This window comes from Enterobacter sp. ENT03 (assembly GCF_019218745.1).
Lineage (GTDB): Bacteria > Pseudomonadota > Gammaproteobacteria > Enterobacterales > Enterobacteriaceae > Enterobacter_D.
On the sequence record NZ_JAHUXA010000010.1, the window covers coordinates 58,649 to 70,153 of the forward strand.

Annotated in this window: 11 protein-coding genes; 1 reads left to right on the forward strand and 10 read right to left on the reverse strand. The window is 50.8% G+C overall.

Translation table 11 applies throughout. The annotated features are described in order from the left end of the window. Positions 1 to 4: 4 nt before the first annotated feature. From KW828_RS13795 to KW828_RS13805, 3 genes are read right to left on the reverse strand one after another with little or no spacing between them, the layout of a single operon-like run. Complete coding sequence (locus KW828_RS13795; RefSeq protein WP_218336882.1) at positions 5 to 1,687, reverse strand: PTS transporter subunit EIIC; 1,683 nt, start codon at positions 1,685 to 1,687, stop codon at positions 5 to 7. Positions 1,688 to 1,706: 19 nt separating this feature from the next. Further along, positions 1,707 to 2,009 carry a PTS sugar transporter subunit IIB gene (locus KW828_RS13800; RefSeq protein WP_218336883.1) on the reverse strand — a complete coding sequence of 101 codons (303 nt, stop codon included), beginning with the start codon at positions 2,007 to 2,009 and terminating at the stop codon, positions 1,707 to 1,709. A 23-nt stretch (positions 2,010 to 2,032) separates the two neighbouring features. After that, positions 2,033 to 3,457 carry a PTS sugar transporter subunit IIC gene (locus KW828_RS13805; protein WP_256350176.1) on the reverse strand — a complete coding sequence of 475 codons (1,425 nt, stop codon included), beginning with the start codon at positions 3,455 to 3,457 and terminating at the stop codon, positions 2,033 to 2,035. 114 nt (positions 3,458 to 3,571) lie between these two features. On the opposite strand from KW828_RS13805, the gene KW828_RS13810 reads away from it, so the two are divergent. Further along, positions 3,572 to 4,294 (forward strand): GntR family transcriptional regulator, encoded by a 723-nt coding sequence (locus KW828_RS13810; protein ID WP_256350177.1) that lies wholly within the window; start codon positions 3,572 to 3,574, stop codon positions 4,292 to 4,294. On the opposite strand, the gene KW828_RS13815 is transcribed toward KW828_RS13810, so the two are convergent. The 7 genes from KW828_RS13815 to cpxP all read right to left on the reverse strand — a co-directional run bounded on the left by KW828_RS13815 (position 4,291) and on the right by cpxP (position 11,366). Next, positions 4,291 to 5,283 carry a sulfate ABC transporter substrate-binding protein gene (locus KW828_RS13815; RefSeq protein ID WP_218336885.1) on the reverse strand — a complete coding sequence of 331 codons (993 nt, stop codon included), beginning with the start codon at positions 5,281 to 5,283 and terminating at the stop codon, positions 4,291 to 4,293. The genes KW828_RS13810 and KW828_RS13815 overlap by 4 nt on opposite strands. A gap of 135 nt (positions 5,284 to 5,418) precedes the next feature. Then, positions 5,419 to 6,408, reverse strand: a complete 990-nt coding sequence (locus tag KW828_RS13820; RefSeq protein WP_218336886.1) for an alpha/beta hydrolase — start codon at positions 6,406 to 6,408, stop codon at positions 5,419 to 5,421. After that, a complete protein-coding gene (locus tag KW828_RS13825; protein ID WP_218336887.1) occupies positions 6,401 to 7,516 on the reverse strand; it encodes an MFS transporter in 1,116 nt (371 codons plus the stop codon). Before KW828_RS13825 ends, KW828_RS13820 begins: the two co-directional genes overlap by 8 nt. Positions 7,517 to 7,692: 176 nt before the next feature. Next, positions 7,693 to 8,562 (reverse strand): AraC family transcriptional regulator, encoded by an 870-nt coding sequence (locus tag KW828_RS13830; RefSeq protein ID WP_218336888.1) that lies wholly within the window; start codon positions 8,560 to 8,562, stop codon positions 7,693 to 7,695. A 63-nt stretch (positions 8,563 to 8,625) separates the two neighbouring features. Then, complete coding sequence (gene pfkA / locus KW828_RS13835; RefSeq protein WP_218336889.1) at positions 8,626 to 9,588, reverse strand: 6-phosphofructokinase; 963 nt, start codon at positions 9,586 to 9,588, stop codon at positions 8,626 to 8,628. 181 nt (positions 9,589 to 9,769) lie between these two features. Then, on the reverse strand, positions 9,770 to 10,675 hold the full coding sequence (gene fieF, locus KW828_RS13840; RefSeq protein ID WP_218336890.1) for a CDF family cation-efflux transporter FieF: 906 nt from the start codon (positions 10,673 to 10,675) through the stop codon (positions 9,770 to 9,772). Between the two features lie 187 nt (positions 10,676 to 10,862). Next, the gene (gene cpxP, locus KW828_RS13845; RefSeq protein WP_218336891.1) at positions 10,863 to 11,366 is read right to left on the reverse strand and encodes a cell-envelope stress modulator CpxP; all 504 of its coding nucleotides are present in this window, start codon (positions 11,364 to 11,366) and stop codon (positions 10,863 to 10,865) included. Positions 11,367 to 11,505: the final 139 nt, after the last annotated feature.

Below are 11,505 nucleotides of genomic sequence, written 5' to 3' on the forward strand. Positions count from 1 at the left end.
TCCATTACATTTTAAAATATTGCAGCGTATCCAGCACCGCAGATTTGCCATCCAGCTTGCTGAAATAACCTTTATCCAGTAATCCAACGGCACAATGCTGATTAATCTGCTGGCAAATACTCTCCTGCATATAAGCCAGTTGCGGGCCTAACAGGATCAGATCGGCTTTCTGATATTCGTCCTGTAAACGCCCCATGTTGATGGCAAAAATAGTGAACGGATAATTTTCTGCCTGCGCATACTGGCTCATTTTTTTCGCCATAATGGAGGTGGACATTCCCTCATTGCACATCAGGATAATCGTTTTAGGCTGTGAAAATACCGGAGCCGATAAATCCGCCTCCACGACAGGATTTATCATTTCATCCACCTGTTTTTTTGTTTGTGCCGCCATAAGCGTTTTTTCATAGGCGACGAGGAATGGCAAATAGATCATTACCCCCAGAACAAGTAAACCAATTTGCAAAATAACATTACGCAGATCGCCGCCAGAACCCAGCCATCCAGAAATCAGGGGTGGAACCGACCAGGGAACAAAAGCCACAATCTTTGAAACCATCCCCCATTGCGTGGCGAAATAAGCAATGACAAAACTGATCTGCGGGTAAATGACAAAGGGGATCATCATTAACGGGTTATACAGCACCGGAAAACCGAAAATGACCGGTTCATTGATATTGAAAATACCCGGCGCAAGTACGGTTCTGGCGAACTTCTTATGACTGGACATTTTGCTGCGCAGTAACAGCGCAATCAGTAACGCCAGCGTGGTGCCGGTGCCGCCCATATGTCCGTACAGATCGCGAAACGGCAGCACAATAATATGCGGGGGAATATCGCCTTTCGCGAAGGCTGCCATATTCTCCTGCATCGCCACCAACAGCGGCGGTTCCAGTATCGGATTAATAATGCCGGAAGGATGAATGCCGAGAGAAAACAGCAGATTAGTCAGGGTGGTCAGCACCAGAAAGCCGGGCAGATTAGTGGTTAAATGTACCAGCGGTGCCTGAATCGCGTCCTGAATAATCTCGTTGATCTCTTTATGAAAAATACCCTGTACAGCCACAGCAAGAACCGCAAAGGCGAGTACCGTCAGGATGATGGAAAACATTGACTGAAAGGATTGCGCCACCATCGGTGGAACATCATCGCCTAATCTGATCTGCAAGCGCTTATTATGCGAGATCCATAAAAACAGGTTGGTGGATAATACAGCGGTCAGAATCGCGACAAATACCCCGCCAGCATTGGTGGCAGCAAACGAGATAACGCCGTTAATGGCGACCGGCGTTTCACCGTTTACGGGCAGGAGTGATAATTGCAACGGCATAAGCACCAGGAATGCCGCCAGCGATACCATCGCGGGAATGATCGGCGTCATAAACTTACGTTTGGTCGCAATATTCCAGGAAATAAGCACTACCAGCATCAATGATAAAATATTCATCGTACCATTGAGGATGCGATCACCAATATGCCGTATAGAGATCAGGGTATCGCCAGATAACCAGGAGGCTAACATTCCCTTCGGATCTAAAAAAACATAGTTCACCATAATGAACAGCCCGGCGAGCACCAGAAAAGGCACGGTGATAATAAAGCTATCCCGTAAACTTCGCAGGTGAATTTCGGATGCCAGTTTCTGCGACACGCGGGTAATGCGCGCCAGGAGATGTTCTCCACGCATAATATTTTCCTTATTTGAACTATGAAATAAGGGACAGCGCATGCTCAATAACCGCCAGCGCATTTACTCTGCCAAAATCTACAGGGCGGATCGCCGCCACCGGCACAGTCCCTTGCGTTCGCGTGCGGATGGAATCCAGTAAATAACCAATTTGCGGTCCCACCATAATAACATCGGCTTCATGGTAACGGCCTTCCAGCGCGGATTCGGGTATTGCCCATGCGTGAATAGCCAGGCCCTGTTTTTTAGCCAGCTCATTCATTTTATTACACAGAAAACCCGTAGACATACCTTCATTACAAACCAGCAGTATTTCTTTCATCAGTAGCATCCTTACTCAGGTTTTTATATTTTACTTTCCTGCATCGCAAGTAATCGCTCATAAAACATCAGGAACGGGAGATACAGTAAAACGCCTAAGACGATTAATATAAGTTGTAAAATCACATTGCGATAATCACCGCCGCTGGCAAGGTAGCCAGAAATCAGCGGCGGCACGGACCAGGGAATATAAACCACAATTTTACTCACCCATCCCAGCACGGTGGCGTAGTAAGCAATGATATAGAGAATCGCCGGTACAAAAGTAAAAGGCAGCATCAATAACGGACTGAAGATAATCGGGAAGCCAAAGATCACTGGCTCGTTAATATTAAACAGCGTTGTCGGGATCACGGTCCGCGAAAAAGAGCGATGTTCACTGCGGCGGCTTTTGATAAACACGGCGATGAGAAGGCAAAGCGTCATTCCCGTGCCGCCCATACGACCATATAAATCGCTGAAGGGTCGTACAATGATATTCGGGATGTCCCGGCCCGCCGCCCACGCATCCATATTTTGCTGCATGGCGACCAGTAAAGGGGGATCCAGCACAGCGCCAGTAATACCGCCGGGGTTTATCCCCAGCGAGAACAAAAAGTTGTTAATAATATCCAGTACCAGAAAGCCCGGTAGACTGGTGGTTAAGCCAAGCAGGGGCTTCTGGATCAAGGTGTTGATTAAATCCTGCAGTTCCAGGCCAAACATCTGCACCATTGCCCATGACGCGAAGGCAAAAACCAGTACCGTGATCATAACGGCAAACAGGGTGTTAAACGACTGAATAACGGCGGGAGGTACGTTACCCTCAATGCGTATTTGCAGACGTCGGTTCTTACTGATCCCGATAAAAAGCTCGGTGGCCAGTGCACCGCCAATCAGCGCCACAAATGTACCGCTCGTTCCCAGTAAAGCATAAGGTGCCGCGCCTTTAATACTCATCAGTTCGCCGCCGTCCAGCACAGGAAATGTATTAATAACGGGCAGTAAAACAAATACGCAACTCACGGTAACTAATGAAGCCATCAGGGGATTAATAAACTGGCGATTACGCGCCAGATTAAAGCTAAAAAGAATACCAATCAGTAATCCCAGGATATTCATGGTCCCATTAACGACTTTCTCGCCAATGCCCTGCCAGTTACGCAGCACGGCATCCTCTGTAAACCCTGACAGGATGCCGCCCGGATTAATAATGACGTTATTAATAAGTATCATCATGCCGGATAACACAAGGAAAGGTATTAATGTAATAAATGAATCGCGCATGGAACGCAGATGAACTTGCGAGCCCATCCACTGCGCCAGGAACATCATTTTCTTAAGGGCAACCTCTTTCATATTATTTTCCCTGCCAGATATGAAATAGCTCGTCGTTAATATATTCATACAATGTATATATAAAAAGTACGAGCGAAAACGTATTGCCCATGCAGAATCAAACTCCGCCAAAATAAAGTCAAGATCTTTAATTTAAAAGTAGTCTACTTTTAAATTAAATGAGATCTGGATATTGATTTCGCCAGCGGGATATAATGCCCGCCACCGCGGGAAAGGAGATTGGTTTTGCGTAGATACATTCAAATAGCAAATATAATTAAAGAAAGAATAATGTCTCGTGAATATATTGTGGGGGAGAAAATCCCCTATGGACACCAGCTTTGCGAAGAGTTCTCATGCAGTAAAATCACACTGAATAACGCGCTCGATATTCTGGTCAGCGAGGGGTTTATCACCCGCCAGCGGGGGCTGGGCACCATCGTAAAAACCGCGTCCCCGCAACATCTGCCGGTTCCGGGTAAACTTAGCCCGCCGATTCAGGGGGTGAGCCGCTTACATGAATCGCAGGGAATTGAAGTTCGCAGTCATCTTCTGGAATTTGAAATCGCACTGCCGCCCACAACGGTAGCAACACAGCTCGCCATGACGGTCGATCAATATGCGTGGCATTTCAAACGGGTGCGGTATGTTGATAATAATCCGCTTTCAATAGAAGAAACCTGGATACCAGTGAGGATCTTACCCGACTTCACCCGGCAGGATGCGCTGGGCTCGGTGTATCAGTTTGTGGAAAAATCACTGCGCAAGGTGCCGTGCAGTTCTCATACACAGTTCTATTCCCTGCCTAGTGATGATGAAGCGCAGGCGTGGCTGGCCCTTGAAGCAAACGAACCTATCAGCGTCACGCTCTCCGTGACTTATCTGAATGACGGTCAGCCGTTCGAGTATTGCACCAGCCACTACCATTATCAGCGTTTTAACTACAACGCCATTGTGCAGCGCAGTTAGTCGCGCTTACTGATCTGGTCGAAGGTCCCGCCGTTAGAGAAGTGTTCTTTCTGCGCTTTCGCCCAGCCGCCGAACTCTTCATCAATGGTGAACAGTTTCAGTTTCGGGAACACGCTGTCGTATTTCTTCGCCACCTCGGCGTTACGCGGACGGTAGAAATTTTTCGCTGCGATCTCCTGACCTTCCGGTGAGTAGAGATACTTCAGATAGGCTTCGGCCACCGTTTTGGTGTCTTTCTTCTCGACCACTTTGTCGACCACGGAAACGGTCGGCTCGGCCAGAATGGATTCGCTCGGGGTGACGATTTCAAACTTGTCTTTGCCCAGCTCATTGGTCGCCAGCAGCGCTTCGTTTTCCCAGGCAATCAGCACGTCGCCGATACCGCGCTCCACAAAGGTGTTGGTCGCGCCGCGTGCGCCGGAATCCAGCACTTCAACGTTTTTAAACAGCGACTTTACGAAGTCCTGCGCTTTAGCCTGATCGTTGTTGTTGTGATGCAGAGCGTAGCCCCATGCCGCCAGATAGTTCCAGCGTGCGCCGCCGGAGCTTTTCGGGTTCGGCGTGATCACCGACACGCCTGGTTTGATCAGATCATTCCAGTCGTGAATTTGTTTCGGGTTGCCTTTACGCACCAGGAAAACAATGGTGGAGGTGTACGGCGCGGAGTTATCCGGCAGGCGCTTGATCCAGTTTTTGTCGATACGACCACGTTCCGCAATCGCATCCACGTCATAAGCCAGTGCCAGCGTCACCACATCGGCTTCAATGCCGTTGATCACGGATGTGGCCTGTTTACCCGACCCGCCGTGCGACTGGCGGATCACGACGTTATCGCCGGTTTCCTGTTTCCAGTGAGCACTGAACGCTTTGTTGTACTGATCGTACAACTCACGCGTTGGATCGTAAGACACGTTTAATAACTGAATATCCTTCGCCAGAACACTGCCGGATGCCAGCAGTAAAGTTAATCCCACGCCCCATTTGTTCATTGCTCACTCTCATATGCTGTTGTGTTGTGATGAAAGCAGCGTGCCAGAAAGCGAACCAATGATTAAAGAATAAAAAAAGATTGGCTATAACTATCCAGAATATAACAGGGGCTGAAAGCGCGTTGCCCGCGCCTGTTAGTCCATTATCTCCGGCGGGTTATCGTGAATAAAGGCGACGGCGTCCTGCAACAAGATGGAGGTGTGCGGCAAGATGCCCACTTTATCCATAAAGGCATGCACCATGCCGTTGTAGCGGATGAACGTCACCTCGCCGCCTGCCTGGCGCGTTTTATCGACAAAGGCTTCCACTTGCAGGCGTAAAGGATCAAATTCACCGCAGCAAATCAGTAATGGCGGCAACTGAGCCAGCAGTGCAGGCGCGGCGAAAAGAGGTGAAATAAAGGGCTGACAGCACGCGTTGTCCCCGGCATACCACTGCGCGACCTGCCCCATTGAGCCATAAAAATCATTGAGATAAGCGTCTATAAGCGCTTTATGTTCACGCGCCGGATACTGCGAGGTATCCGCCAGCGTCGCATCACGGCTTAGCGAGGTTGCCGGATAAAACCCGATGAGGCGCGAGAGATATTTCGTTCCCAGCGTGACATCCAGCAAACCGGTCGCGAGGCTCAGGTTGCCGCCTGCGGAATCGCCGGCAATGGTAATATTCGTCCGATCAATACCATATTCGTCTCCCTGCTGATGCACCCAGCGCAGGGCGGTGTAGCAGTCCAGCAAAGCCCCCGGCCAGGGGATTTCGGGGGCCAGCGCATAATCAACCGAAACCACCACGACATCGCCAAGATCCGCCAGTGCGCGGCAGGGATACTCGACATTATCCAGCGAGCCGCCAAAAAAACCGCCACCATGCAGGAACAGCACCACGGGTAGCGGCCCCTGGCTATCGGTGCAGCGATAAATACGCACATTGACATGACCGTCGATAATTTTATTGCTCACGGTCAGAGGGCGGGTACGAATGTCCTTTGCGGGCCAGCCCATGGCGTCCCGCAACGACAGCAAATCCCCGCCTGCTGGCGTGTGGCCTGCCATCGCCTGAAGTTCTTCTACTGCCTGTGGATGTAAGGTTTGCGCCAGTGAAGCGTACTGTACATAGTCACGCATAATTTTTAACGCCTTTTAAATAACGGTTAGCGAGATACCCGGCATGAAGTAATGCCGTGGCGATAAACAGCCAGCCATACACGTTAATCGGAAATAACAGATCGCTGCGGCTTCCCTGCGCCTGGATCATACGAATGATCCAGGGATGGAGAAATACGCCAAAGTTAATGCCGATGAGCAGAATGGAAGAGGCCACTGTTTGCGTCGCTGGCGTACTGATGGCCGCGGCACAATTAAAGAAATGCGGAATAATAAAGGCGAAAACAAACCCGGCCGCCAGGATCAGGATGGCTGTCAGCGCGAGGCTGGAAGAAAGCGTTAACAGGATCAGTGCGATGCCAATAACCAGTAACGACAGCGGCAGAATAGCCGGTCCAAGCTTTTTGCTGGCTTTACCAAAAAGTAATCCGCCAGGAAACGAAATAACCGTGGATAGCGTGATCAGCAGGCTGGCCCATGCCGCATCACCATAACCAATAAAGGTCATAACCGTCGCCAGTTTGAAAATCAAAATCATATAACCGGCGAAGATGTAAAACAGATACAGCGCATAGGCGGGAATGCGCCAGTTAATACGCCACGTCGTCGCCACCGCGTCCGCCTGCGGTGCATTACAGGTTGCCGGAATATGAATGCTAAATAATATGAGCGGGATCAGCGCCATAAAATAAATGATGAAAACACTGTGCCAGCCATAATGAATCAGCACGCTGATTAGCAGCGTCATAAGCGCGCTGCCGAAGGCGGAAACCGCCCCCTGGAAGCCTAATAACGTGCTCCGTTCATCGCCAGAAAAATACTGGCAAATCAGGCTGTAGGAGAGCGAATTGAACAGCCCAATCCCGCATCCCAGCGCAAAACGCGAACTCAGTAGTAGCCAGTAACTGTTGCTGAATATCGGCATACACCCCGCCACCAGCGCCAGCAGTAGCCCGGCGATCACCGTTTTTTTATCGCCAAAACGGCGGACAAAAAATGGCGCCAGAATGACCAACAGCAGAATACCGAAATTCGTCACCGAGACGGTCAGTTCAATATCGGCGAGCGTACGTTGCGGAAATGCCTGGGCCATCAGCGGGATCGCCGCGGCGACTGCCGGGCCAGACATATTAATTAGTGAGACAGATAAGAGTGATGTTTTAAAAAGCCTGCGCTGTTGCTGCTGCATATTTCCGCCCTGAGCCTGTGCCCGAATTCATTGGCGGCAGAATAATTGGCCTGTGGAAGTGCAGAAAGGCGATTTTTTAGCGAAAAAAAGGGCAAATAATACTTTTGATGGCGCGCTCACATCTCCGGCTGACGTCGCGATTTGCGGTACTGCAACGGCGTCATACCAAACGCCTGCTTAAAATAGTTTACGAAAGATTTGAAGTTCGGAAATCCGCTGCGCTCAGCCACAATTTGCACACGCAGATTGCTGTCAAACAGCATCGTCATCGCCGCATTCAGTCTTACGGATACCAGATATTGATGGAACGTTTTGCCGACATGCTGCTTAAACAGGTGGGAAAACCAGGTTTCTGAAATATAAAAATGTCGCGCAACCGCCGCGCTGGTAAGCCGTTCATGGAAATGACTGTCGATCCACGCCGTCACCCTGACAATTTTCTCGCAAGGATTACTGTTCTGATACTGGTATTTATTTTTGTCATCAGAAAAGGCGTACACCAGCCAGTACAGGAGTTGATAAACCATCGAACTGAGCAGGAGCGTGTCGCAGGCTGAGGGAGGTGCAGAGGCGGTAATCTCCGCTGCGCGGTTAAGCAGATGCTGTAACTTGCGATAGGCTTTGCGCTGAAGCGGCGTAAAGTGCGCCGGACTATTCAGATCGAAAATTAGCGTGTCCAGCCCTGGCACCACATTTTGCAAAAACTGATACGGAAAAATGACCGTCAGCCCCTGCGCCTGCCGCTCCGGAGAGGTTTCTACCGCATGAACTTCATTAGGATTTACGATCAGGATTTGACCGGATGACGTCGCATACGCGCGGCCATTGATCTCAAAGCGGGCAATGGAACCACTGAGGGTATAACTCAGCTCAAGGGATTTGTGCCAGTGACGGGCGACCGGGTCGGATTTACCCGCGTGCCAGATAAAATGCGCAAGCGTCTGGGCATCGGTGGCAATTATTTCGTGTCGATAGGGCGCAGACATTCGCAGTCCTCGCGTTAATTAACAAAACGGGCACGTGAGCGCGCCCGTTTCGTCTCTGCGCCATTAATACAGTTTTTTCGCGCAGTCCAGCCAGTCGCCTTTGAACGGACGCTTCATGTTCTCGATAGCGTCAACGATGTCGTGGTGCACCATTTTTTCGTTCTGGATACCGACGCAACGTCCGCCGTGGCCCTGCAACAGCAGCTCGATGGCGTAGCTGCCCATACGGGAAGCAAGGATACGGTCGTAAGGCACCGGTGAACCGCCACGCTGAATGTGACCCAGCACCGTAGCGCGGGTTTCACGCTGCGTTTCTTCTTCGATGTATTTCGCCAGTTCATCGATGTCGCAGATGTGCTCGGTGATCGCCACGATGGCGTGTTTTTTACCTTTCGCGATACCGGCTTTGATTTCGTTCACCAGGTCTTCACGATTGAATTCCACTTCCGGCAGCACGATGAACTCGCAGCCGCCTGCGATAGCCGCAGCCAGCGTCAGGTCGCCGCAGTAACGGCCCATGACTTCAACGATAGAGATACGCTGGTGAGAAGAAGAGGTGTCACGCAGACGGTCGATCGCTTCTACGACCGTATGCAGCGCGGTGAAGTAACCGATGGTGTAGTCAGTACCCGCCACGTCGTTATCGATGGTGCCTGGCAGACCGATGCACGGGAAGCCCATTTCAGTCAGGCGTTTCGCGCCCATGTAAGAGCCGTCGCCGCCGATAACGACCAGTGCGTCGATACCGCGTTTTTTCATGTTTTCGATAGCCACCGCGCGGATGTGCTCTTCACGGAATTCCGGGAAGCGTGCGGAGCCCAGGAAAGTGCCGCCACGGTTGATCATGTCGGACACGCTGTAACGGTCGAGCTGCACCATACGATCTTCGTAAAGACCCAGGTAACCGTCATAAATACCACAAACTTCCAGGCCTTCTGTTAATGCCGCACGGACGACGCCACGAATTGCAGCGTTCATGCCCGGCGCATCACCGCCACTTGTCAACACACCGATTTTCTTAATCATGACTACCTCTGAACTTTGGAATGCAAAATGAATTCTGTTGCCCGAAGCGACTCCCCCGAAGGAGTGAACAACGATGTTGCGAATAGTATATCAATATCTCTGTGCTGAATTGATTCAGGTCAGGCGAAATGGCGCTAACTTCTGTACAAAAAAGTGGCCTGACTCACTCTTTTACAACCGATCACAAAGCATTGATTGACGTACCCTTTTCCTGGGGCACTACCGAACAAGGATCCTGATGGATGATGACATCTGAGCCTGGGAAGCGTTGCAAAATCGCCTGCTCAACCTGTTCAGCCACCAAATGCGCCTGAACAAGGGGAAGATTGTCATCCATTTCCAAATGAATCTGTATAAAGCGGGTCGGCCCTGACTGCCGCGTGCGAAGGTCGTGCGCGCCGCTGACCCCAGGCCAGCGAGTGACGATTTCGAATATTTCCTGACGTTCGATGTCAGGCAACGCCCGATCCAGCAATGACTGGACCGCTTCATAGCCCATGCGTAGCGCGCTGTACAATATATAAACACCAATACCTAATGCAAATAACGCATCGGCACGATGCCAGCCATACCAGGACAGGCCAAGGGCAATGAGAATAGCGCCATTCATCATAACATCAGACTGATAATGAAGCATATCCGCCCGTACCGCCTGGCTTTGGGTTTTTCTTACTACCCAGCGCTGAAAGGTGACGAGAATAATCGTACTCAGCAACGCAATCACCGTGACGATCACCCCAATCCCTGGCGCATTCAGCGGTTCCGGGCGCGCCAGATGCTGTATGCCGGTCAAAAACAGGAACAGCGCCGAGCCGGAAATAAACATACTTTGCGCCAGCGCGGCCAGCGATTCGGCCTTACCGTGACCAAATGTGTGCTCGTCATCCGCAGGTTGTAAGGAGTAACGCACCACCAGCAGGTTAGTAAGAGAGGCCGCAATATCGACCAGCGAATCCACCAGCGCCGCCAGAATACTGACCGAACCGGTGTGCCACCACGCGACGATTTTGATCAGTAATAACAGGCTGGCGAGGATCGTCGCCGCGACCGCCGCCCGGCTAACCAGCCTTCCATAAGATTGATTCATAGAGACTCCTGCAGAATGCAGAAACCAGTATAACGGATGTAAAAAGCCTCATTGTGATGAAAAGGCACATCGTAAAGCGTGAAATTGCCGGTTCAGCGGGGATCGGGGGGTAAATTTCAGGCAAAAAAAACCCCCACATCATGTGGGGGAAGACAGGGATGGTGTCTATGGCAAGGAAAACAGGGTGTTACTGATTACTACTGTGACTGCTGCTACTCGATAACTTCAGCGACGAACTTTGCTGCATTCGCGCGACATCGCGCAGTTGTTCCATTCGCTGATCGTGTTTCTTGTGTAAAACCGCTTGCTGCTCCGGCGTTAGCAGGTGGTACATCTGGTTACGAACCCTGGCCATTTCGACCTGGCGAGCAACCTGTTCCTGCGCCATTTTTTCTGCCTGAGCGCGTACAGCGCTTTCATCAAATTTTTGTGCGGTGACAAGGTCATGCATTGTCTCCACGTCGCTCACATTCACCGGCGGCTGATCGTGCCGTGCCCGCTGCATGAGATCGCGTAACTGCTGTCGCTGATGTTCGGTTAAACTAATTCCATCAAACATGGTGCTCTGGCTGCTACGCTGAGTAAGTCCCTCTGTCGGATGCCAGTTGCCGCCTGTTACATCTGCAGTTGCCTGGCTGGCTGCACTGAATGCCAGGCTTGAGGCCATGACGGCAGCGGTAACATTGCGCATCACTTACTCCCAAAATCTTTTGTTTCGCGATTCAACGAGAGCCAGTGTACGGTTCAGGCTGAAAACTAGCGTCAGGGGGTGTAAAACAACGTAAAGTCATGGATTAGCGCGCCTTGATGACGTAATTTCTGCCTCGGAG